Origin of the sequence: Butyrivibrio sp. FC2001, assembly GCF_000424125.1 — a bacterium.
Lineage (GTDB): Bacteria > Bacillota > Clostridia > Lachnospirales > Lachnospiraceae > Butyrivibrio.
In genome coordinates this window covers 161,872-184,725 of record NZ_KE384132.1, presented here as the reverse complement: position 1 = coordinate 184,725, position 22,854 = coordinate 161,872, and the positions used below count along the sequence as shown (strand labels likewise).

Annotated in this window: 22 protein-coding genes; 2 read left to right on the top strand and 20 right to left on the bottom strand. The window is 43.4% G+C overall.

The window, feature by feature from the left end:
- Positions 1 to 78: 78 nt before the first annotated feature.
- Positions 79 to 1,155: an alpha/beta hydrolase gene (locus tag G601_RS25230; RefSeq protein WP_026665799.1), complete on the bottom strand. Its 1,077-nt coding sequence runs from the start codon at positions 1,153 to 1,155 to the stop codon at positions 79 to 81.
- Positions 1,156 to 1,229: 74 nt separating this feature from the next.
- Positions 1,230 to 1,676, bottom strand: coding sequence for a DUF2752 domain-containing protein (locus G601_RS25225; RefSeq protein ID WP_051201034.1), 447 nt, complete (start codon positions 1,674 to 1,676; stop codon positions 1,230 to 1,232).
- Positions 1,677 to 1,758: 82 nt separating this feature from the next.
- Here G601_RS25225 and G601_RS0114525 point away from each other — a divergent pair, with 82 nt between their 5' ends.
- Positions 1,759 to 2,331, top strand: coding sequence for a TetR/AcrR family transcriptional regulator (locus tag G601_RS0114525; protein WP_026665798.1), 573 nt, complete (start codon positions 1,759 to 1,761; stop codon positions 2,329 to 2,331).
- Between the two features lies 1 nt (position 2,332).
- On the opposite strand, the gene G601_RS0114520 is transcribed toward G601_RS0114525, so the two are convergent.
- From G601_RS0114520 to rsxC, 13 genes are all read right to left on the bottom strand, one after another.
- Complete coding sequence (locus tag G601_RS0114520; RefSeq protein ID WP_035790813.1) at positions 2,333 to 3,826, bottom strand: AMP-binding protein; 1,494 nt, start codon at positions 3,824 to 3,826, stop codon at positions 2,333 to 2,335.
- A gap of 27 nt (positions 3,827 to 3,853) precedes the next feature.
- Positions 3,854 to 4,090 (bottom strand): acyl carrier protein, encoded by a 237-nt coding sequence (locus G601_RS0114515; protein WP_026492648.1) that lies wholly within the window; start codon positions 4,088 to 4,090, stop codon positions 3,854 to 3,856.
- 61 nt (positions 4,091 to 4,151) lie between these two features.
- Positions 4,152 to 5,537: a condensation domain-containing protein gene (locus G601_RS0114510; protein WP_026665796.1), complete on the bottom strand. Its 1,386-nt coding sequence runs from the start codon at positions 5,535 to 5,537 to the stop codon at positions 4,152 to 4,154.
- Positions 5,538 to 5,753: 216 nt separating this feature from the next.
- Positions 5,754 to 7,472, bottom strand: a complete 1,719-nt coding sequence (locus G601_RS26950) for an N-acetylmuramoyl-L-alanine amidase family protein (RefSeq protein ID WP_051205879.1) — start codon at positions 7,470 to 7,472, stop codon at positions 5,754 to 5,756.
- 33 nt (positions 7,473 to 7,505) lie between these two features.
- The gene (gene pyk / locus G601_RS0114500; RefSeq protein WP_026665795.1) at positions 7,506 to 8,921 is read right to left on the bottom strand and encodes a pyruvate kinase; all 1,416 of its coding nucleotides are present in this window, start codon (positions 8,919 to 8,921) and stop codon (positions 7,506 to 7,508) included.
- A gap of 56 nt (positions 8,922 to 8,977) precedes the next feature.
- Positions 8,978 to 9,460 carry a hypothetical protein gene (locus tag G601_RS0114495; protein WP_026665794.1) on the bottom strand — a complete coding sequence of 161 codons (483 nt, stop codon included), beginning with the start codon at positions 9,458 to 9,460 and terminating at the stop codon, positions 8,978 to 8,980.
- A 113-nt stretch (positions 9,461 to 9,573) separates the two neighbouring features.
- Entirely contained in the window at positions 9,574 to 10,341 is a 768-nt protein-coding gene (locus tag G601_RS0114490; RefSeq protein WP_035790914.1) for a heparan-alpha-glucosaminide N-acetyltransferase, read from the bottom strand.
- A 102-nt stretch (positions 10,342 to 10,443) separates the two neighbouring features.
- Positions 10,444 to 11,238 carry an RnfABCDGE type electron transport complex subunit B gene (locus G601_RS0114485; RefSeq protein ID WP_330368854.1) on the bottom strand — a complete coding sequence of 265 codons (795 nt, stop codon included), beginning with the start codon at positions 11,236 to 11,238 and terminating at the stop codon, positions 10,444 to 10,446.
- Between the two features lie 11 nt (positions 11,239 to 11,249).
- Entirely contained in the window at positions 11,250 to 11,837 is a 588-nt protein-coding gene (locus tag G601_RS0114480) for an RnfABCDGE type electron transport complex subunit A (RefSeq protein ID WP_026492654.1), read from the bottom strand.
- Positions 11,834 to 12,712, bottom strand: a complete 879-nt coding sequence (locus G601_RS23470) for an electron transport complex subunit E (RefSeq protein WP_330368853.1) — start codon at positions 12,710 to 12,712, stop codon at positions 11,834 to 11,836. Before G601_RS23470 ends, G601_RS0114480 begins: the two co-directional genes overlap by 4 nt.
- A gap of 12 nt (positions 12,713 to 12,724) precedes the next feature.
- Positions 12,725 to 13,327, bottom strand: a complete 603-nt coding sequence (locus G601_RS0114470; protein WP_026665791.1) for an RnfABCDGE type electron transport complex subunit G — start codon at positions 13,325 to 13,327, stop codon at positions 12,725 to 12,727.
- Complete coding sequence (locus G601_RS0114465) at positions 13,324 to 14,274, bottom strand: RnfABCDGE type electron transport complex subunit D (protein ID WP_026665790.1); 951 nt, start codon at positions 14,272 to 14,274, stop codon at positions 13,324 to 13,326. The genes G601_RS0114470 and G601_RS0114465 overlap by 4 nt, the downstream gene beginning before the upstream one ends.
- A gap of 16 nt (positions 14,275 to 14,290) precedes the next feature.
- Positions 14,291 to 15,607 (bottom strand): electron transport complex subunit RsxC, encoded by a 1,317-nt coding sequence (gene rsxC / locus G601_RS0114460; protein WP_026492657.1) that lies wholly within the window; start codon positions 15,605 to 15,607, stop codon positions 14,291 to 14,293.
- Positions 15,608 to 15,875: 268 nt separating this feature from the next.
- Here rsxC and G601_RS0114455 point away from each other — a divergent pair, with 268 nt between their 5' ends.
- Positions 15,876 to 17,102, top strand: coding sequence for a ribonuclease H-like domain-containing protein (locus tag G601_RS0114455; protein WP_035790810.1), 1,227 nt, complete (start codon positions 15,876 to 15,878; stop codon positions 17,100 to 17,102).
- On the opposite strand, the gene G601_RS0114450 is transcribed toward G601_RS0114455, so the two are convergent.
- The 5 genes from G601_RS0114450 to G601_RS0114430 all read right to left on the bottom strand — a co-directional run bounded on the left by G601_RS0114450 (position 17,099) and on the right by G601_RS0114430 (position 22,853).
- On the bottom strand, positions 17,099 to 18,376 hold the full coding sequence (locus tag G601_RS0114450; RefSeq protein ID WP_026665788.1) for an O-acetylhomoserine aminocarboxypropyltransferase/cysteine synthase family protein: 1,278 nt from the start codon (positions 18,374 to 18,376) through the stop codon (positions 17,099 to 17,101). The two genes, G601_RS0114455 and G601_RS0114450, sit on opposite strands and share 4 nt — an antisense overlap.
- A gap of 39 nt (positions 18,377 to 18,415) precedes the next feature.
- Positions 18,416 to 18,655, bottom strand: a complete 240-nt coding sequence (locus G601_RS0114445) for a hypothetical protein (RefSeq protein ID WP_026492660.1) — start codon at positions 18,653 to 18,655, stop codon at positions 18,416 to 18,418.
- Between the two features lie 138 nt (positions 18,656 to 18,793).
- Positions 18,794 to 19,891 (bottom strand): sugar kinase, encoded by a 1,098-nt coding sequence (locus tag G601_RS0114440; RefSeq protein WP_026665787.1) that lies wholly within the window; start codon positions 19,889 to 19,891, stop codon positions 18,794 to 18,796.
- Positions 19,892 to 19,956: 65 nt separating this feature from the next.
- Positions 19,957 to 21,360, bottom strand: a complete 1,404-nt coding sequence (uxaC, locus tag G601_RS0114435; RefSeq protein WP_026665786.1) for a glucuronate isomerase — start codon at positions 21,358 to 21,360, stop codon at positions 19,957 to 19,959.
- Positions 21,357 to 22,853, bottom strand: a complete 1,497-nt coding sequence (locus G601_RS0114430) for a mannitol dehydrogenase family protein (protein ID WP_026665785.1) — start codon at positions 22,851 to 22,853, stop codon at positions 21,357 to 21,359. Before G601_RS0114430 ends, uxaC begins: the two co-directional genes overlap by 4 nt.
- Position 22,854: the final 1 nt, after the last annotated feature.

The window sequence follows — 22,854 nt, the reverse complement described above, 5'->3', positions numbered from 1 at the left end:
AAATGAAATATTATTTCGCACCGACTTTAATATTTATTATTCCATCACGCTCCTCTGTGGAGGGGTAGATATATTTTTTTATTGTACGTTCTCGTCATCATGTTTAAAGGCAATCTGAGCGAAGTTGTAGAAGCCCTGGTACCAGATGTGGAAGTCGTGGCCTCCGTCCATCTCCTGCCACATGAAGTTCTCGCCGTCCTTGAATTTGTCGCAGAGGGCGGGGAGGTTCTTTGCAGCTGCTGATGAGGACTGGTAAGCTATTCTGTCCTGAAGCCCGCATATATTATAGAAATAATAGATGGGATATTCGCAGTTCTCCATAATGCTTGCTGTCTTGGTGGCTGCATTACTTGTAGGTGCAGCGGAGAATGCTCCGAAGTATCCGAACATGTCATTGCACTCATCAAGGCCAATGTTTATGGTCTGCATTCCTCCCATTGATAAGCCTGCGATTGCTCTGTGGGCTCTTGCAGCGCTGAGGTCGTAGCCGTCCTCGCTGTACTCGCCGTAGGTACTATAGTGTGAATCCATGTAAGGGATAAGGTCGTTTCTGAGCTCTTCTCCGAATTTATAGAAGGAGTCAATCTTACTTGTGTCCTTATTGTTTTCAGCACCGGCTCTTCCGTTAGGTGTAACCACTATGAAGGGCTCTATGTCTCCATAATATGTGAGGTTATCCATGATAGCCTTTACTCTTGAGGTGGTCTTTGTAAGCCCCCACTCATCCTCATTACCACCGATACCGTGAAGAAGAATCATCACATTGTATTTCTTCTCAGGATCATAGTTAGGCGGAAGGTATACATTAGCTTCCTTTGTGATCTCACTTCCGTCACCTGCATAGTCATGACCGGTGTAGGATATATGCTCTATAGTTCCTGCCTCGTCAGTTCTAAGATTGGTGTATTTAGGAAGGACGTGATCGCCAATTTCAGCTGTAGGCACTCTCTCCTCAGATGAAGCTTCTTCACTTTCTGTAGCTTCCTCGGAAACCGATGTCTCTTCTGCTATTGCCTCAGCATAGGCATTGTCGCCTTCCGGCTTCTCTTCCTCTACTGTAACTTCAATCTTTTCTTCAGTTTTTGTATCTGCCTTTCCACAGGCAGCAAGTGCTCCCATTAGCATAATCATTCCCCATATTATTTTTTTCTTCATACCATAGTTCCTCCTGAGTAATAATTATGATGTCTACTTAATTCAATCTCTACCTGATTATTGCGAACAAGTTCTCATTTTGAAATGATTAACCTAAATAACGGATGATTTATCAGCTCCGGTATATTTCTGCAAACAAAAAATATGACAATAATAACAGCACAGATGATCAGAAATATATTTTCCCACCTTTTCATCCGTGTGCTCCCTGTTCTTATCAGAACTATCCCTTTATATAATAAAAACAGTCCCAAGACCGGCATCAGGGTAACCGACAATATGTTGTAATCCATAGCACCATGGATATTCCCTTTAAAAAGTGCCAGGTACGCATGGGTAAGACCGCATCCGGGACACTTTAATCCTGTGGCAAGTCTGAATATGCATGGAATGCCGAAACCGGTCAGAGCGTAAACCACAGAGTTTACCACCAGTATGCCTGCGATGATTGCTGTTTCTGTCAGGGCCGCCTTTATTTTTCTTTTTTTCTGAATATCGTTATCTGTTCTTATGCTTTCCATAGTGAATTTAAGTAAACGCATTTTCCTTTCTAATAGAATTTATGATAAAATAGCCGAAAAAGCAAATTTCGAGGGGATTGGTATGAACGAGCTTGATGAACGTTACAGCACTGCTGAAGAAGCAATAATAGATGCCTTTTTTCTTTTGATAAAGGAAAAGGATTTTGAAAGGATCACGGTTTCCGATGTTATAAAAAAGGCGGGAATCGTAAGAAGCACCTTTTATAATCACTACGAAAATATCCCTGCACTCTTTACAGCTGCAGAGGACAAAACTATAGATGATATTTTCCATATGATGGAGAGCTTCCATCCCGCGAACGACAGGGAGCTATGCAAATCATATTTCCTTGCCATTTGTAATTACACAAAGAAAAATCCGTTCCTTGCAAGTCTCTTAGAGAGCGCAAGAGGCGACGGATTTTTTGAAAAGGCCATGACAATGTTCCACCAGTATGTAACACAGGTTTCCGATGTAAAAAGAAATGGCAATGTTTCGAGAGAGAAGTACTCCTATCTCATCGCCGGTATCATCGGCAGCACCCTTGGTGTCCTTCACAAATGGACAGCCGAGGACTTTGAATCCCCGGCTGAGAACATAGCTGATATATTAACTACCATTTTCTTAAACGGAATACTTCCATTCATGATTTAAATTATGCAGCAGGATTCTCCTTGAGAGCGTCCTGCCTTTTTATTTTACCTGTAGAATTCCTGATAAAAGGTGTGCTCCTTATCACTATAGATGTGATATGTCTGTAGGTGGGCTGTCCGCTGTTGTACTCATCAATGAACAGCTGAAGCTCAGCATAAAGCTCATTGGTATCAAGTCCTTTTTTATCTACAACCTCTGCCTCAGGGAAAATTCTGGCTGTAAGGCCATTGTTCTCACCTGTTACAATAACCTCTGCAATAAGAGGATTAAGTGCCAGCTTATTCTCAATCTCCTCAGGTGATACATTTTCACCATTGGACATTATGATAAGGTTCTTTACTCTTCCGTTTATGAAAAGATATCCATCCTCATCAAGGTATCCCTTATCTCCGGTATGAAGCCAGCCATCCTTAATTGCTTCATCTGTCTCAGCCGGCATCTTGTAATAGCCCTTCATGACTGAGCTTCCGCGGACAAGAATCTCTCCATTTTCAAAAGATATCTCCACATTTGCAAGGGGCTTTCCGATAGAGCCGGGCTTATGATCTTTTATTGTATTGGTGGTTATTACCGGTGAGCATTCGCTCATTCCATAGCCCTCAAGAATCTCCACTCCATATTCTGAAAACTTCTCGATATAGAAGGGATCAAGATGAGCTCCACCTGTAAAAATGGTCCTAAGGTTGCCACCAAGAGCAGCCTTTACAGCTTCTTTATCAAGCATGGAAACTCTCTTATAGATAGTCTCTATCATAAGCGGAACCATAAGCATGACCTCGGGCTTGAAGATTCCCATATTCCTTACCATATGCATGAATGAATCATTTATACATATAGTTGTTCCAAGGGATAAAGTCTTAAGCCAGTCCATTACAAGGCAATAAGCGTGATGTATCGGAAGAACGCTTAAGGTGACTCCGCCAACTTTGCCATCATATTCAACATACTTCACGTTGTCGGCAAGGTTTTCCTGGGTAAGCATTACGCCCTTACTCTTTCCGGTTGTTCCTGAAGTGTAGATAATTGTTGCAATCTCGTATCCCGCAGCCCCCGGTACATTGACCTTATCCTCGGTAAAGGCTGCGAATTCCTCCTCTGTAAGAAGCCATATCTTCTTTACCTTGGGACAGTCCTTTTGCACCTTCTCCATCAGGGTTATTCTCTCCTTACCAAGAAAAAGTGCCTCTGAATCTGATCTCTGGATAAGCTCTACAAGCTCCTCATCGGGAAGACCTGCATCGAGAGGAACTGCGATATTGACGCCTGTTACAATTCCAAGATATGCTTCAACCCACTCAGGTGAGCTTTTTCCTATTAAAGCTACATGTGCTCCTCTAAAGCCCTCCTTTTCAAGGTAAGCTCTTATGCTCTTTATTTTGCCATCAAGTTCGCCATAGGTCTTTTCGTGGATGTCCTTTTTTACAAGCCACCTCACAGCGGGTATATCTTTATAATTCTTAACTGACTCATCCCAAATAGCTCTGATATTATTCATAAACTCCTCCTCCCGGTGCGTATATATTTACGCAACTTCTACATCATTAAGAAGATCCATCGCTTCCCCGATAGTGTGAATCTGAACCACCTTTTCCTGCTCAAGCTCTACGTCAAACTCATCCTCAAGCTCTCCAAGAAATGACATGAAGTCAAGGGAGCTAAAGCCCAGGTCCTCACGGAATCTGAGTGCATCCTTCATATCCTTAGGTGCTACCTCACAGTACTGTGCGATGATTTCTTTGAATTTCATTTCTCTACTCATAAATATCTCCTCCTCAAATTTGTCTTTTACTGGTTCTGAATATATGTATTAAAAATATGCTTTATACGGCTTCCATTATCTCGCCCACTGTCATGTCAGGCTGCTCAATTCCTCTAAAGAGAATCCTCATGAGGTAATAGTTCATAAGCTCCACATCCTTCTCGGTAAGCTGCACTGTCTGATAATGGTATGAAAAGTTCATGCCTCCATCCTCCGTGTGGGACACCGTGAGGTACATCTTCTTTGTAGCTGCTCCGTTTGCAAACCACTTGGCATGCATTGGAATATTCTTAAGGAAAGGGTTGTCCATCTTTACCGGCATTGGCTGGTAGGTCAGGTAGCAGCTTTCATAGGTCGTATCCTCCGGCGTGTTGTAGCGCTTTTTTATTTCCTCATAGATAAGTGCCGGATCGTAATTGCTGTGCATATATATTCTGTTCTGCACGTTCTGAATTTCATAGACCGCTGACATAAAATCTGTATCCCCGCTTATAACGGTTCTGCAGGGGAACATGATCGTTCTGCTTCCACCTGATGTCCACTCGTCCTTCGTGGACCTTCTTGATATAAAGTTCTGAATGGAGATGTCCTCCTGACCATCGTTCTGCTTGGACAGGTAGGTCCTTATTCCAAGAAGAAGCAGATTTGTCATCGATATTCCATGGTTCATGCAAAAATCGATGAGTCTCTTTGTGGGCTCAGCCTCAAGCTTATAGTCCTTTACTGCTACGAAAAGTTCCTTTCGCTCGATGTCTGCACTCCTTAGCTTTTTATTCTTATGCTTTTTTCGGGAATCATTTAAAACAGAAGGCCCCTGAATATCTGAATATAAGGGTTCGCCATAGGCATCAAGCTGATCATCCCAGAACTTTTTATCCTTTAGGAATCGCTTCTCATTACCTGCTTTTTTCAGGTCAGATTCAAGCACAGTCTCAAAGTCAGCAAGGTCTGCCGGATAGGCTGCTCCGAATTTGTAATGTGTATAGAGCGACATGATGTCGTTTGTCATCACCACAACTCCGCAGGAATCAATAAGTCTGTGATCCATGTGTATGAAAAATCCCCTGTAGCCTTCAGGAAGCTTCATCATATACACGTCGCACATCGGGATGTCATCTCCATCAAAGGTCTGATATGCCCAGCTCTGCATAAGGTCATCTGCTTCCTTCATGCTCATTCCCGTTAAGTCCTTTATGGGAATATCTCTGTGATCCTTTTCCACAAGATACTGCTGAACATTTCCATCCTTATCTGCCTTTGTAAAGCGGACTCTCATGCAGCCATATCTTTCCATTTCCAGTTCAATGCATTTTTTCAGAAGTCCGAAGTCGAGCTCTGCTTTAAGTGCAGCAACTATACTGAGGCCTGACACCTGCTGAGTGCCGTACTCCTTTATCCATCTGTAATGCATGTTCTGGGCTGCCGTAAGCGGATAGGTCTTTTTCATAATCTCCTCCTCTAGGAATCCTTATTAGTTTCCCCTCATGTAAGTGGTTCCTCTTAACAACAACGAAGGTATCATAATTAGTTCCCTCATTCCATAGGCTTTACGGCTTAATGAACACATAAACAAAAATTGACCGAGACATATCGAACACATTTATAAAAACTGTTCGATATATCACGGTCAATCTGTTTTTCCGTAGTTTGTATTTAAATAGCCTTACTGAGCAAAGTAATTATCTATACCATTGGCAATTCCGATTACCATCTGCTGTTGCATAGCTTCATTTGCCATATTGGCATCATCTGTAGGATTGGACATATAGCCCATCTCAATGATGGTTGAAGGTACGTTTGCCCAGTTGATTCCTGTCATGGTATCTGTCTCCCATACAGAGCGCTTCTTAAAGCCTGTAGCTGCCACATAGGCATCAAGCACACAGTCAGAAAGCTTTCTAGACTGGGGATAGAATGCTGCATTGTAAGGATTAGATGGTGTCTGGCATAGTGTCATGGCACCATTAACCGAGGTATCATCAGCTCCGTTAGCATGAATTCTGATAAAGGCCTCTGCTCCTGCATTATTGGCGATCTGAGCACGGTCTACATTACTTAAGCTGACATCATGGGTTTCCCTTGTCATTATTACCGTGTAGCCTCTGTTCTGGAGCTCATCGCGAAGCTTAAGGCCTATTGTAAGTGTCAACTGATATTCAGCAAGTCCTGAGGTCTTACCTGATGTTCCGCTGGTTACCTTAGCCTTCATCTCGGAAGAACCAGGACCGTTGGGCTCCTTTTCAGACATTCCTTTGGCCTGGTGTCCGGGGTCTATTACAACAACATGACCACCGGTCTTAGGTGTCTCAGAAGAAGCAGCCGGAGCAACCGGGTCTGTAACAGGGTCTGTAGCAGACATATCCTTCATTTCACCCTGAATGAGCTCATCGTCACTTCCCATATCCTTTATGACATACTCTCCGTTTTCATAAACCAGATAAAAGTTTATTACCGCACCAAGCTTATGAAGAAGCTCCATATTACAATGCACAGCTTTCTGGCCATTATGATCCTCGATTGAGGCTTCATATACGTTTCGATTCTCACTGGCTGCATCATTAGTCCAGAAGGAAGATACATAGTCAGAGCCTGCCTGTACGGTGCCAGAGTAGCCGGTCTTCTTAACCTGAAAAGCTATATCACCATTATCAGTAGGAGCCTCGAAGTCCACTAAAAGTGCGCATCCACCGACCTCTTCATCCTCTGACTTATCAAAGGGGAGCTGTGCCTGATTATAGCTTTTAGCAGCGCTGTCATATTCATATATGAGCATATTGCCAAATGCAAGGGGATCAGTACTGGTATCATAGGAAAGAGTAAATAATAAATCCTTCTCTCCATCCCCATTTAAGTCGTCCATCTGAATATGCGGAAAGCCTGTCTCCCAAACACCGTCGATCTCAAGCTTATTACCGTTTCCAAACTCGATAACATAATCAGCCTTCTGGTCTTCCTCATGATAAGTCCTGTTTACCCTGTCAGTTGTACCATCGCCGTCATAATCCTGATCCACAAAATCTGATACCCAATAGTATTCACGGCATTCGTCCACATATCCCTCGTATGCCCATAAAGCCATAGGTGATTTCTCTATGTCCCCAGCAGGATCATCAGCGGTATTCTCTTCAGCTTCAGTAGTTTCTTCAGGCTCTGCTTCCTGAATTTCTTCTGTATCCTGGTTTTCTTCGGTTTCAGGCTCAGCTTCTGCAGAAGTGTCAGCGGTTTCTTCTGTACTCTCATCTGCCTTAACTTCTTCTGTCCAGTCCTTGTCAGCTTCCTCTGCAGCAGGTTCTGTCACTGTCTCACCCGGAACCTTACTTCCGCAGGCGCTAAAAACAAGTGCCGTGCTAAGAAGCAGACCTGCAAGCAATTTCTTTTTCATAAAATAGTCCCCCCTGATAAATTTATGAATGTATTAAACATCCTCGATCTTGATAAGGTTTGTATTACCTGACTCACCGTTTGTAACACCACCTGTTATAACAATCTTATCACCTTCCTTGAGATCAAAGGTTTCGATTGCTACCTTCTTGGCGCTGTAGAACAGAACGTCTGTAGATGGGAATACATCACACATCTTGGGAGTAACTGCCCATGAAAGTGAGAGCCATCTCCAAGTCTTCTCATTGGTAGTAAGACCGATGATATCTACAGGTGAACGGAATCTTGAAACCATTCTTGCTGTACGGCCTGAAAGTGTGCAGGCTACGATTGCCTTAGCATCAAGGTCGATAGCCATTCCACAGGTAGCGTGTGATATAGCATCCACGTCATTTTTTATAATGAAGTCATAGTTGTAGAAGCGCTTGTTGTAGTGAATGTTCTGCTCAGTAGTCTCTGCGATCTTAGCCATTGTCTCAACAGCCTGTACAGGATATGCGCCTGCAGCAGTCTCACCTGAAAGCATGATAGCACTTGTTCCGTCATATACAGCGTTTGCTACGTCTGAAGTCTCAGCTCTTGTAGGTCTCGGATTGTGGATCATGGACTCAAGCATCTCTGTTGCAGTGATTACACGCTTACCAAGCATACGGCACTTGGTGATAAGATCCTTCTGGATAGCAGGAAGCTGCTCGAAGGGAACCTCTACACCCATGTCACCACGGGCAACCATAATACCGTCACACTCTGTGCAGATATCTTCAATATTTTCATAACCTGACTGGTTCTCAATCTTCGCAATAAGCTGAACCTTATCATTGCCGTTATGAGCCTTAAGGAACTCGTGAACATCAACGAGATCCTGCTTAACTGATACAAAGGAGCATGCAATGAAATCAACATCATTCTCAACACCGAAAAGAATATCAGACTTATCCTGCTCTGAGAGGTAAACCTGCTTGATGTGCTTTCCAGGAAAGCTCATGCTCTTCTTATCAGAAAGCTCACCGCCTGTTACTATCTCAGTCTCGATTCTGGTGCCGTCTGTACTTGTTACTTTGAACTCTAAAAGAGCGTTGTTCAAAAGGATTCTGTCGCCCTTGTAGAGCTCCTTGGCAAGATTCTTGTAGCTTACTGATACGATTGTGTCGTCACCCTTTATATCCTCTGTAGTAAAGGTGAACTTCTTTCCGGCTTCAAGATTAACCTTACCGTTCTTAAAGGTACCGATACGATACTCAGGTCCCTTTGTATCAAGAAGGATAGCGATGGGAAGTCCAAGCTCTTTTCTTATCTTCTTGATTCTCTTAATCCTGGCGAGCTGCTCTTCATGGTCTCCGTGTGAAAAGTTGAGTCTGGCAACGTTCATTCCAGCCTTGCAAAGGGCTGCGATCATCTCCTCTGATTCACTTGCAGGACCAATTGTACAAACGATTTTTGTTTTTCTCATTAAAAATCTCCTCTTTACTTTGAAATTTGAGTGTGAAAAAATCCACACTATGGTTGTTACTGTTTACTTCCTATAAGCTTATTTGCAGTATGATAGCCATCTTTTGAAACACATTTCTTGATCTCTTCGAACTTCTTATTGTCCTTGATATAAACCTTATATTTCCTGGGTCCCTCAAGGTCGATCATAAGTCTGTTCTCACCGGCTCTGGCAATAGTCATATTCCATTTATCATCCTGATGGTCAAAATCAAGAGTAATCTCTTCGCTTGTCTTGGGAGTACCTAATGTAAAGTAGCCTCTTGTACCATAAATAATGGAATTCAAAGCGATAAGATTATCACTGTCTATTCTGATTTTGCCCTCATCACTGTCCCTTACGCAAAGATCCGCTTCATTACAAAGAACAAACATATCAACCTTGAATTCCCTGAGCTTGTTCGATGTATTAAGCATATAGATAAACAGCGCAAGTAACACTGCAAAAACGGTGATAAATACTGCTGCAATAACAACCCCAAAATTGACATTTTTCTTCATACGTTCCCTCCGGTAATAAATATTTCTGTAAATGCGTACAGCTAATGATTGTACCATAAAAAGTTTCCGTAAAAAACCATACTGTACTAAATTCTCATAGTTTCAGCTTTTTATTACTTTATAAGCATTGAAATCCCATACAGCACAGGCTGATGCAGCATATATATAAGAAGAGAATGTCTTCCTATAAATGCAAGGGGCTTGATGTTTATATGAAAAAGTCCGTTATCAAAGCGCCTCTTCACAACACCATATCCGTAAAAGCCCGCCAAAAACAGGAATATCCACGGCATCAGCGAAAAATAATCTGTGGAATAAAACTCATCCTGCATAAAACCAAGATATGTCAGAATTGAATTGCCAACTCCATAGTACCCGTTTGTCACATAGAGCGAATCGGGAAGATTTATCTTTGTGACAAAGAGATTGAGCATTCTGCTGTTTATGGGCTTTGTAATGCAGAACAAAAGTATACTTATTATAAAGCCCCAGAAGGCATCAAGCTTTAACGGTATCTTCTTAAGTAGGCCCACAAGTATCATGGCTGATCCAAGAAAAGTCAGGACTCCATAATACACAACAGCATCCGGGATAAGGAGCTCAGTTACTGCAGTTATTATCACACCGCAAAGAAGTACAATCGCTCCGTTCCTAATGGGGTTTCTGGCCAAATGAACGCAAAAGCCCGCTACAAATATAAAGCACCAGCAGATACTCTGTTGCCATATGTACGAACCAAGGGTGTCGTACCAGGGCATATTAAAGCCCTTTAAATATTTTAAATCCCAGCAAAAATGATAAAGTATCATGCTGATGATCGTAATTCCCCTGATAACATCAATAGTTTCTAAGCGAAGCTTCTTATTTTCAATGTTCTCCATATTCTCCACTTTTTTCACCTCTCCTCATAATTTTAAAACACACTACTGATAGTTTATCATATTCACATAAAAAAAGCCCCGAGAAAACTCGGGGCTAAAATCTTACAATACTTCGATTGCCTTCTTCGGACACTTCTCTGCGCATAAGCCGCAGTGCGTGCACTTTTCCTGATCTATTGTTGCTACATTGTTCTCTACTGTGATAGCACCTGCAGGACAGTTCTTCTCGCAGATGTGGCATGCGATACAGCCAACCTTACAGTACTTGTTAACAGCCTGTCCGGCATCGTTAGACTTACAGCGAACGGACTCTGTAGCGTCGTAAGGAATAAGATCGATCAGATGGCGTGGACAGATGTTTACGCACTGTCCGCATGCCTTACATGCTTCCTTATCAACTACTGCAATACCGTTAACAATATGAATTGCATCAAACTGACATACACTTACACAGGTTCCGCCGCCGAGGCAGCCGAAGGTACAGGTCTTGGGGCCTGAACCAGGCACCTGATTGATAACGCGACAGTCGTCAGCGCCGTAGTATTCATATCTCTGTGTTGCCTTCTCACAGTCACCGCCGCAGTGAACGTATGCAACCATACGCTTTGCATCACCTGCGTCAACTCCCATAATACCTGATATTACAGCAGCTACAGGCGGTCCGCCTACCGGACACTGTGAAACCGGAGCCTCGCCCTTTGCAATGGCGGCAGCACATCCTGAGCATCCCGGGAATCCGCATCCACCGCAGTTATTACCGGGAAGTGCTTCTAAAATAGCCTGTTCTTTCTCATCTACATCTACGTGCAGCTTCATGTCGGCAACACCAAGGATTATTCCTATAAGAATACCGACACCGGCTACTACTGCCGTAGCAATGAGTACACCACTAATCATAATTGTCTCCTTTATCTTAATGCAGAAAATCCTGTAAATGCAATTGCCATAAGTGCTGAAGCAAGAAGTACAGTGGGCATTCCCTTGAAGGGCTTGGGAATGTCGTTAAACTGAATCTTCTCACGGATTCCGGCAAGAATTACTATTGCGATCGTAAAACCTACTGCAGTAGCAAAGCCGCAGATCGTGCTCTGTAAAAGGCTGTAGCCATCAGTTACGTTGTTGAGTGCAACACCGAGAACTGCGCAGTTTGTTGTGATGAGTGGAAGATAAACACCCAGTGACTGATAAAGTGATACAACAAACTTCTTTAAGAACATCTCTACGAACTGAACCAGCATCGCAATGACCATGATGAAGACGATGGTCTGAAGGAATGATAAATCAAGTGGTGAAAGTATAAACTTGTAAATTGCATTCGTAACAAGTGATGCAAGGGATATAACGAATACGCACGCCATACCCATTCCGAAAGCCGTCTCTGTCTTTCTTGAAACTCCAAGGAAGGGACACAGTCCAAGGAACTGACTAAGGACTACGTTATTTACAAGAGAGGCTGTAATCATGATGGACAAAAGTCCTACTATTGTATCTGTCATTTCTTATCCTCCTCTCCTACTTTAACCGGCTCTTTCTCAGGAACTTTGATATCTGAAGGCTTAACCTGCTCCTGCTTTACGCCGATCTGTGCCTTCTCTGCTCTTTCCTTTGCAAGAAGCTCTTCCTTAACCTTCTTGGGATCCTTGATCTCAATGTCGCTGCAGCATCCGCCAACACCGAACTTGGAAGTATCCTTGCCCTTCTTTTCCATATTGAACTTAACCTGATTCATAATTGCTATCAGAACTGCAAGTACGATAAACGCACCGGCCTGCTGAATGAAAATACGAATAGGCTGATACTGGCTAAAGAAGTAACCAACCGGTCCGGGAACAACCGACCCCTCTCCGAATACCTGAACATCAAACATTGTGCCGCCGCCGATAAGCTCACGGAAAAGTCCGATGACAGTAATCGCGCAGGTAAAGCCAAGTCCCATTCCTATTCCATCAAAGAAGGAAGGAACAATTTCATGCTTGGATGCATAAGCCTCGGCTCTTCCGAAGATGATACAGTTAACAACTATAAGCGGAATATAAACGCCAAGTGCCTGATACATAACAGGTACATAAGCCTGCATAACAAGCTGAACCAATGTGACGAAGGATGCGATAACTACAATAAATGCAGGGATACGAACTGTATCCGGAATCACTTTTCTGAGAAGTGAAATAACCGCATTACTAAGTGCCAGAACGAAGGTTGTTGCAAGTCCCATTGTGACACCGTTAATAGCAGAGGTTGTAACCGCCAGTGTAGGACACATACCGATCATAAGAACCAGTGTCGGGTTCTCTACTATAAGTCCATTCAGGAAACGCTCCATAGGGGTGTCCTGTTTGAAGCCTAAAGCTCCTTTATTCTCTTCACTCATCTGAACACCTCCTTAACCGTTAAGCGCAGCCTGGAAATAAGCTACAGCCGCATTAACGCCAAAAGTAACTGCTTTTGAAGTGATGGTAGCGCCGGAAATAGCCTCTATCTCACTGTCAGAGGAAGCAGCATTTTTAGTTACTGAAAACTGAGCAGCCGGTTTTCCTGCAAACTGAGGCACCAGAACCTTCTCTGCATTCATTCCAAGTCCGGGAGTCTCGTTAATGGAAATAAGAGAAATTCCGTTGACCTGTGAATCGTTTGTAATACCAACTGTAAATACTATCTTGTCTCCGTATCCACCGCTGGTAACCTGAACAACATATCCAAGTCCGTTGCCGGATCCGTCAACTGCCTTTTTAACACTGTTGATCTCGATCTTGCTGTAGTCTGCTCCGCTAAGAACTGAAGCAGCCTTGTCAGCGTCAAGCTCTACATCTTCGAAATCGGCTGCATCAGGGAATACTGCCTGATTAGCCTTGATCTGAGCAAGCTCCTCCTGGTAGGCAATGGGCTCCTTTGTAACCTGATAAACAAATCCAAGGGAGACACCTGCTACAAGAGTGATAATGAAAAGGATGAGTGCATTTTTCAGCATTGTTTTTACATCTGTCATGCTTTCTTCTCCTCCTTCTTTTCTACGGGTCTGATACCGAACGCTCTCGGGATTGTGTACTTCTCAATAAGCGGAACGATAAGATTGCCGATTATGATCGCATAGGATACACCCTCTGCGGACACACCAAACACACGGAAAATACCGGTCAGAACTCCAAGGAAAACACCGTAAATATATTTACCCTTCGTGGTGATAGGACTCGTGACATAATCCGTTGCCATAAAGAAAGCACCAAGCATAAGTCCGCCACCTGCAAGCTGTGCAGAAATGTATGCACCGTTAAGGCCATGTCCTCCAAAGAGGATTATGAAGATCACGAAGGAAACAATATATGTTCCGGGGATCTTAAGATCGATGATTCCAAGCATGATCAGTATACAAGCACCGATCACGATGGCGATCATTGAAGTCTCACCGATTGTTCCGGGGATCTTACCGATTATCATATCGATAACTGAAACCTCTTCTCCTGCCTTAAGAGCAGCCAGAGGAGTTGCAGATGTGTATGTATCGGTAACAAAGTTGGTCATAAGTGCCGGGAAGGATATAAGCAAAAAGCATCTTGCACCAAGTGCCGGGTTCATGAAGTTCTGTCCAAGACCTCCAAAAAGCATCTTTACAACAAGAATTGCAAATATACCGCCGATGATGGGAAGCCACCAGGGAGCTGTGCAGGGAAGGTTCATTCCGAGAAGCAGTCCTGTGACAACCGCTGAAAAATCACCTATGGTTATCTTTTTATCAAGTATCTTTTCATAGCAGAATTCGGTAGCTACAGTTGAGAATACAGACAGTAAAAGTATTATCAGTGCATCTATTCCGAAGTTATAAATTCCAAATCCAGCAGCCGGAAGAAGTGCGATGACTACCCACATCATAATGTTTGAGGTTGTCACACTGGACCGAACATGCGGATTTGACGAAACTTTCATCATATCGCTCATTGTCTTTTCCTTTCTATTACTTCTTCCTCTTTCCAAGTTGTATCTTACGCATGCCCTTTATGAGCTGGGTAAGCTGTCTTCTTGCAGGACAAATATAGCTGCAGCAACCACATTCGCAGCACTCCATACCATATTCTGCAAGGAACTTCTCTTCCTGTCCGTTCTCAACGTCATCCGCAAGATTCTTAGGAATAAGTCTCTCAGGACAAACCTCAACGCACTTTGCGCAGTTGATGCAGGCACTGGGCTCTATGGCAGATACCGCATCCTCGGTAAGACATGTAAGAGCTGAAGCAGTCTTGGTAGTAGGAACATCAAGATCAAACAGGGCAAATCCCATCATAGGTCCACCTGAGATGATCTTGGCAGGGGCCTTAACGAATCCACCGGCATCCTCAAGAAGTTCTCTGTAGTTTGTTCCTATCCTTACCTTATAGTTACGGGGATCAGCTACCGCATCACCTGTGATAGTAACTATTCTCTCCATGAGGGGACGTCCCTCAGTGACAGCTCTTGATACCGCACACAGTGTATCCACGTTATCAACTATGCAGCCTGCATCTGCAGGAAGCATTGAAGAATTGATCTCTCTTTTAGTGCAGGCATAAATAAGCATTCTCTCAGCGCCTTCAGGATATTTAGTCTGAAGGGCCTTGACCATGATCTTATCATCATCCTTTGTGAGCTCGCGGAACTTGGCAATACAATCAGGCTTGTTATCCTCTATTGCAAGAATTCCTCGTGCATTGGGGAATAATGAAACCGCAATTCTAAGACCACTAAGAAGGAGCTCAGGTTCCTCAACCATACGGCGATAGTCGCTGGTAAGATAAGGCTCACACTCTGAGCAGTTTGCGATAACATATTCAATTTTCTCAGGTTCCTTAGGAGATAATTTGACAGCGGTAGGGAAACCGGCTCCACCCATTCCGACAACTCCGGCCTCTCTAATGAGATCGATCTTTTCCTGAGTTGTAAGCTCCTCCAGGGGTTTGGTCGGAAGCATTTCGCCTTCCTCGTAAAGACCGTCATTTTCGACAATTATGCAGTCGCACATGCCGCCATTTGCGAGTCTTCTCTTTTCAATCCCCTTAACTGTTCCGGATACCGTTGCATAGATTGGTGCTGAGACGAAGCCTCCCGCTTCGGCAATCTTCTGTCCGACAAGCACATGATCGCCCTTTTCTACTATAGGCTTAGCAGGTGCTCCGATATGCTGGGATACCGGATAGACGAGATCGCCCTTCGGCAGGACTTCTTTGATGGGCTTATCCTTAGAAAGCTCTTTACCTTCATAAGGATGAACTCCCCCCACAAAAGTTAATTTAGCCATTTCCTACCCTTCCTTTTTTTCTGCCCTAGAGGCAATATTTTTGTCAGAATCTGATTATTCAAAGATGGAATTTAATTATAAGAATTTCCCCCCAACAAAGAATAATGATTCTAAACGAATAAAATCACTGCAATTATTATACTACAATTCTCATGTAATAGTCAGATTTTATAAGAAAAATCCTCATTTATTTTCACTATTTATGTGCTACAATAAAAATGTTTGGAGATTACAAAAAATTTTTGTTAATTTTGCGGGGATTTTCACCATGAAAATAATAGATGAAATTATAAATTGCACAACAGAAGGCTATCCTATCGATAGAATTTCCGGCAGCCCTGAAGACATATTATTCCTTGATATCGAGACCACAGGGCTCTCTCCTAAAAACAGCACCATATACCTCATAGGCTGCGCCTATTATAAAAACGGCACCTGGAATCTGAAGCAGTTTTTTGCTGACAGACGTGGTGATGAGGAGGATATTGTCAGAGCCTTCATCTTATTTGCAAAGGATTATAAGGTTCTGATGCATTTTAACGGAAACAGATTTGATATACCCTTCATTCAGTTTAAGTGTGACAGATTCCATATTGAAAACGTTCTGGATAAGCTGGAATCAATTGATATATACAAGCGTATTGCACCATATAAAAATCTCCTTGGAATCCCTGACTGCAAGCAGAAAACCGTGGAGCTGTTTCTTGGCATCGACCGCAAGGATATCTACTCCGGCGGCGAGCTCATTAAGGTATACAAGGATTTCCTGATCTATCCCGATGAAGAAAAATACGAAGTTCTTCTCCTTCACAATGCAGATGATGTGCGCGGAATGTTCGCTCTTCTCCCCGCACTTTATTATCATGACTTTTTCAGGATGATCCTTCAGCAGAAGGTCATCATTTTCAAAACAGATTCACCTGTGTACCCTGAGGTTCGCACAGGCTTCTCTATTGACGAGGGCTCAGATAATGAGAATCCCGATGCAGTTATCGATCTGCCTATCCGCGCCATGAAGGTTCAGGCCAATTATTATAACGATATCGATGGCAAACAAAAAGAAGAGATACTTATGAAAGTATCCCTTCCCGATGTTCTTCCCTCTTCAATTGGTGGTTCAGCAGACGGATGCTTCTTTAAGGCTGAAGGCGATTCCGCAACCATAAGGATTCCGCTTTACGAAGCTGAACTCAAGTATTTTTATAACAACTATAAGGATTATTACTATCTTCCTTCAGAGGATCAGGCTCTTCATAAATCCGTAGCACAGTTTGTTGATAAGACTCACAGGGTTCAGGCTACCGCCGCTACCTGCTATACCAGAAAGCCCGGGCAGTACCTTGTGCAGTGGGACTCCGTTTTCACTCCTGTCTTCAAAAAAGAGTATAGTGATAAGACTCTGTATTTCGAACTGACAGATAAGCTTAAGCAGAGCCGTGCTGCGATGAGCTTATATGCTGTACACGTGTTAGGTCATATAATTGAGCGGGCTTAAAGGAGAGCCTGCTCAATATCTGCTATAAGATCTTCCTTATCCTCAAGACCACAGGATATTCTTATAAGTCCTGCAGGGATTCCAGCTGCTTCAAGCTGCTCATCAGTCATCTGACGGTGTGTTGAGGTTGCAGGGTTCAGGCAGCATGTACGTGCATCTGCAACGTGAGTCTCAATTGCGCAGAGCTTTAACCTGCCCATAAATTCTTCAGCGGCTTTTCTTCCGCCCTCTATTTCGAAGGATACTACTCCGCATCCACCATTACCCATGTATTTCATAGCTGTATCATAGTAAGCATTGCTCTTTAATCCGGGGTAATTAACCTTAACTACCTTGGGATGCTTTTCAAGGAACTTGGCCACAGCTGTACCATTTTCAACATGACGGGGCATGCGAACGTGAAGTGACTCAAGTCCGAGATTTAAATAGAAAGCGTTCTGAGGAGACTGAATGCTTCCCAAGTCTCTCATAAGCTGTGAGGTTGCCTTTGTAATGAATGCACCCTCTTTTCCGAATTTTTCTGCATAGACGATTCCGTGATAGGATTCATCGGGCTGTGTAAGTCCCGGGAACTTGTCAGCGTGAGCCATCCAGTCAAAGTTACCTGAATCAACGATAGCTCCGCCTACTGCAGCGCCATGACCGTCCATGTATTTGGTTGTGGAATGTGTAACGATATCAGCGCCCCACTCTATAGGTCTGCAGTTAACAGGTGTAGGGAATGTGTTATCAACGATAAGCGGTACACCGTGCTCGTGAGCAGCCTTTGCAAATTTCTCGATATCAAGAACTGTAAGTGCAGGGTTAGCGATGGTCTCACCGAATACTGCCTTGGTATTCTCTTTAAATGCAGCGTTCAGCTCTTCCTCTGAGCAGCCAGGTGCAACAAAGGTTGTTGTGATTCCCATCTTAGCCATAGTTACAGCCAAGAGATTAAAAGTACCACCATAGATTGAAGCAGATGAAACTATATGGTCACCTGCTTCGCAGATATTAAAAAGCGCAAAAAAATTGGCTGCCTGTCCGGAAGATGTAAGCATTGCTGCTGTTCCTCCCTCGAGTTCAGCTATCTTTGCAGCTACATAATCGTTAGTGGGATTCTGAAGTCTGGTATAGAAATATCCTGAAGCCTCCAGGTCAAAAAGCTTTCCCATGTCACTACTTGTATCGTATTTGAATGTAGTCGACTGAACAATGGGAATCTGTCTGGGTTCACCGTTACCGGGTCTGTACCCTCCCTGAACGCACTTGGTATTAATCTTGTAATTACTCATTATAATAATACTCCTCTCATACTATTACTCCTCAAAGTGTCACAAGGTTTTACCGCCTTTTATCCAAAATACCAGTGATAAAATGCATAAAACAATCGATGCCAGAATAAGTAAAATCTCTATCAAAAGCGGAATCTTCCATTTCAAATGTAATCCCTTAATCACTTCTTTAAAGGTTCCATCTACCGGTTTATCCGGCCATGAAATTATAAGAATGGCACCGACAATTCCGCTTAATGTCAGGGTCGTCGCCCCGATAAGAATAAACTTGTCCAGCATGGCATCACCTCTATATTATTAGCCCAGAACACTTACTCCTTCAAGTGTTTTTTGCACACAGCTTTACAACTTTATTCTATAATCGGTGCGAATCAAGTACCATTAAAAGAGTATTAAAATACCATTAAACTTGTAACTTTAGCGCTTAACTCTGGCTCCGGCGCCTCCCATGATAGCTTCGACCTCGGAAACAGTAGCCATTGTAGTATCACCGGGAGTTGTCATGGCAAGTGCTCCGTGAGCAGTTCCGTAGTTAACAGCCTTTTCGGGATCACCGGTTGTCATAAGTCCGTAAACAAGACCTGAAGCGAAGGAGTCTCCGCCTCCAACACGGTCAAGAATCTCAAGTCCCTTGTAATCCTTAGCCTTGTAGATCTGGCCATCTGCCCAGCAAAGAGCTGACCAGTCATTTACTGTAGCTGTCTTAACGGTTCTAAGGGTTGTTGCAACAACCTTGAAGTTAGGATAAACCTTTGCAGCTTCATCAATCATCTTCTTGTAGCCGTCAAGATTAAGCTCCTTAAGATTTGCATCGTTACCTTCAATCTCAAAGCCAAGGCATGCGGTGAAATCTTCCTCGTTACCGATCATTACGTCAACGTACTTTGCGATCTCCTTGTTAACCTCCTGAGCCTTCTTCTGGCCGCCGATTGCAGACCACATGGAAGCTCTGTAGTTGAGGTCGTAGGATACGATTGTTCCGTACTTTTTAGCAGTTTTAATAGCCTTGATAACTGTCTCAGCGGACTGCTCGGAAAGTGCTGCATAGATTCCGCCTGTGTGGAACCATCTCACGCCCATCTCACCGAAGATCTTGTCAAAATCAAAATCCTTATCAGTAGCCTGTGAAATAGCTGTGTTTGCTCTGTCTGAGCAGGAAAGAGCGCCTCTTATTCCAAAGCCTCTCTCAACAAAGTTAAGACCGTTTCTGCATTCACGACCAATTCCGTCTGTCTTTTTCCAGTAGATCATAGATGTATCAACACCGCCCTGAAGAATGAAATCCTCTACAAGGTGTCCTACTTCATTATCAGCAAAGGCTGTAATTACGCCTGTTGTCATGCCAAAGCATCTTCTGAGGCCGCGGATAACGTTGTACTCTCCGCCGCCTTCCCAAACTTTAAACTCTCTTGCTGTGCGGATTCTTCCTTCACCGGGATCAAAACGGAGCATAACCTCACCCAGTGATACAGCGTCATATTTGCAATCATTCTTATCTTTTATATTTAAATTCATGTTCATCCTCCTTTAATACCCTCATCCGCCCCTACGGGGCACCTTCTCCCTTAGGGAGAAGGCTTTTAAAATCCAAAGTATTTAACTGCGTTTCTTCCGCAGATTCCTCTTACCATCTCTTCCAGATATTTATTATCAGCGGGATATTCGCCGTTTTCAACCCATGCTCCTACCTTATTACAAAGAATTCTTCTGTAGAGCTCGTGTCTTGGGAATGATAAAAAGCTTCTGGAATCGGTAAGCATTCCCACTGAAGTTGAAATAAGTGATACGTCCGCCATGGAATCGATCTGTCTCTCCATGCCGTTCTTGTGATCACAGAACCACCATGCTGCGCCAAGCTGAACCTTGCCCTTTATGCTCTCGTCGTTGCTGTTGAAGTTACCGGCCATAGCTGCAAGCATCTCTGTATCCTTGGGATTAAGGCAATACAGAATTGTTCTTGGCATCTCATCCGTGTAATCGATCTCATTGAGAAGAGCTGATAGCTGAGGAGCATAATCAAAGTCATTAAGTGAATCAAAGCCGGTGTCAGGTCCTATTTTCTCAAACATTCTCTTTGAGTTACTTCTAAGTGCGCCGATATGGAGCTGCATAACCATGTTGCGTTTATGATACTTTTTAGCAAGCTCTGTGAGCATATAACCTTTGAACTTACCGCACTCTTCTTCAGTGAGCTGTTTTCCGCCAAGCTTGGCTTTAAAAAGCCCATCTACCTCTTCAAGGCTTGTCTTTACATAGAAGCAGCTCTCAAGACTATGATCAGAAACTCTGCAGCCAACCTCATCAAAATATGAAAGTCTCTTATCCAGTGCTTCAAGAAGTGAAGTCACGTCACAGATTTCGGTCTCTGAAGCCTCAGCGAGCTTTTTCATATAATCTGCAAAGTCTGCCTTTTCAATACCGATTGCTCTCTCCGGTCTAAAGGAAGGAAGGACCTTTATTTCAAAGCCGTCCTCCTTTATCTTCTTATGCCACATAAGGTCATCTGCCGGATCATCCGTTGTGCAGAGAACGCTGACCTTCTGCATTCTGAGAAGATTTCTTACTGAGTACTCGCGGGTTCTAAGCTTCTCATTACAGCTGTCCCAGATTTCCTTGGCAGTTTCAGGATTTAAGGGCTTATCTATTCCAAAGTATCTTTGAAGCTCCATGTGAGTCCAGTGATAAAGAGGGTTCCCGATAAGATTCTGAACTGTATCTGCCCAGGCCATAAACTTGTCAAAGGGCTCTCCGTCACCGGTTACAAGTCTCTCCGGGATTCCGTTTGCTCTCATGGCTCTCCACTTGTAGTGATCACCTGAAAGCCACACATCCGCGATGTTGTCAAAGCACTGATCCTCATAGATTTCCTTCGGATTTAAATGATTATGGAAATCTATAATAGGCTCATCCTTTGCTGCATTATTAAAAAGTGAAATTGCAGTTTCGTTATTTAGTAAAAAGTTCTCATCCATGAATTTTTTCATAGCTTTTCAAGTTCCCTTCTTACATTTCCTTTGCCCTGCATTCTCTCGAAGATTACAAGTGCTCTGTCTGCAAGGTTATCCTCGTAGAGGTCCACTCCGAATACGTCAGTTCTCTTAAGAACCTCTTCGGGTGAAAGTGCCTTAAGCTCATCAAGAAGCGGATCGGGACTCTGCTCGAAGGCATTGCCTTCATCGTCTGTTCCCTGAAGATATCTAAGGTAACCGGCGATCACTGCAGGAATTACGTTAAGATCATCTGTGCTGAGCTTAGCGTCCTTTCTGTAGGCCTTTATAGTCTCTCCAAAGCGGATAGGGAGCTTTTGTGATGTATCGCAGGCGATTCTCTGCGGTGTATCAGGCATGAATGGATTAGGAAGTCTCTTTGTGAGGACTGCATCAAGGAACTCCTCAGGTGAAAGAACCTTAGGATCTGTAACAACCTTCATTCCCTCATCTTTTCCAAGTGTAGTAACGATTCTCTTTAAGTCCTCGTCATCCATTTCATCATGAATAGTTGTGTAGCCAAGGAGGCATCCGAATATTGCAAGGCAGGTATGAAGCGGATTGAGGCAGGTGCAAACCTTCATTCTCTCAGTTTTATCAACAGTCTCTCTGTCTGTGAAAATGAAGCCGCCCTTTTCATAAGGCGCTCTGCCGTTGGGAAACTTATCCTCCAGCACAAGGTACTCTGTCTCCTCTGCGTTTACAAAGTTTGCAACGTAGGTATTCTTAGAAGTAATGATAGGCTCAGCGTTTTCAACGCCATCAGCTACTACCATCTGCTTTACAGTATCATCCGGACGGGGTGTTATCTTGTCGATCATTGTAAGCGGAAAGGCCATCTTTGATTCATCATTTATATAATCAAGAAATCCCTTGTCGCACTTACCTTCAGAAATCCACTCTGCTGCGATCTCTGTTACAGCTTCCTTAAGCTTATCTCCGTTGTGTGAGCAGTTATCCATGCTTACTACGGAAACAGGGAGCTTGCCTGCGTTATATCTCTCGAGAAGAAGGCCTACCACCTTGTTCATGTAGCTTCTGGTCTTATAGCCCTTCTCTGTGATCGTAAAGCTTACAATCTGAAGCGAAGGTGCTCTGAAGATTTCCTTAAGTCTCTCAATTTCCTTCTCATTGTCCTCATCAAGAATGCAGGACTCAGCGATTGAACCGATAACCTTCTTCTCAACTGTGCCATCAGCCTTAAGTGTAGCAAGAATGCTGAGGTTATCTGAAGGTCTGTTGTACTTCTCGATTATTTCGTAGTCGTAGCCCTCTGCAACGATAAGACCTGTGCTTATAACTCCTTTATTAAGAAGCTCCTCACATACATTTGCCTGAAAAGCTCTGAAAATATTGCCTGCTCCAAAATGAATCCATGCAGGGTTCTTTTTTGTCTCCTCGATCATCTTCTCCCTGTCGTACTGGGGAAGCTTATAGCCTTTGTTCTCCCAGGATGCTCTGTCCTGAATTCCTTCGTTAGTTAATTTCAGC